The sequence below is a fragment of the Nocardioides sp. Bht2 genome (assembly GCF_047308515.1).
Taxonomy (GTDB): domain Bacteria; phylum Actinomycetota; class Actinomycetes; order Propionibacteriales; family Nocardioidaceae; genus Nocardioides.
In genome coordinates this window covers 1-718 of sequence record NZ_JBLBWI010000041.1, presented here as the reverse complement: position 1 = coordinate 718, position 718 = coordinate 1, and the positions used below count along the sequence as shown (strand labels likewise).

General features: G+C 59.1%; 1 protein-coding gene. It reads left to right on the top strand.

Annotated elements, in window-relative coordinates; translation table 11 throughout:
- Position 1: 1 nt before the first annotated feature.
- Positions 2-718 (top strand): ISL3 family transposase (locus ACLM5J_RS20835; protein ID WP_413658598.1); only part of this gene is annotated, 717 nt, incomplete at its 3' end.

The window sequence follows — 718 nt, the reverse complement described above, 5'->3', positions numbered from 1 at the left end:
CGTGATCCAGGCTTGCCAGCGGCTGCCTACCCTGCACGTCGCCGAGCTGTTTGACTTGCATTGGGACAGTGTGCGCTTGCTGGAGCGACGAGCTCTACAAGCCGCTCTAGAGAAGCTACCAAAGGCCCAGCCCAGGCGCCTGGTGATGGACGAGTTCGCCCAGTTAAAAGGCCATCGCTACGCCAGCGTGGTGCTGGACGCCGATACCCGCCGGGTTCTGTGGATTGGCGAAGGACGTAGCAGAGCGGCTGTCAGGCCCTTCTTTGAGGAGTTGGGGCCAGAAGGCTGTGCGCGGATCGAAGCAGTGGCGATGGACATGAACACCGCATTTGACCTGGAGGTACGCCAACACTGCCCTCAGGCACGCGTGGTCTACGACCTGTTTCATGTAGTCGCCAAGTATGGGCGCGAGGTGATTGACCGGGTACGGGTCGACGAAGCCAACCGTCTGCGCCATGACAAACCCGCGCGCAGGGTGATCAAGCAAGCACGCTGGCTACTGCTGCGTAATCCGGAAAATCTCAAGCGAAAAGATCAACAGGTGCACCTGAGGGATCTGCTGTCGGCTAACCAATCGCTGATGACGGTTTATCTGATGAAAGCAGAGTTAAAAGCGCTGTGGTCGCCCACCACCGCCTGGGGTTGGCGATCAGCCTGGAAGCAGTGGCTGCGTCTGGCTGATGAAAGCGCGATACCGGCACTGAAGCAGTTTGCTAAA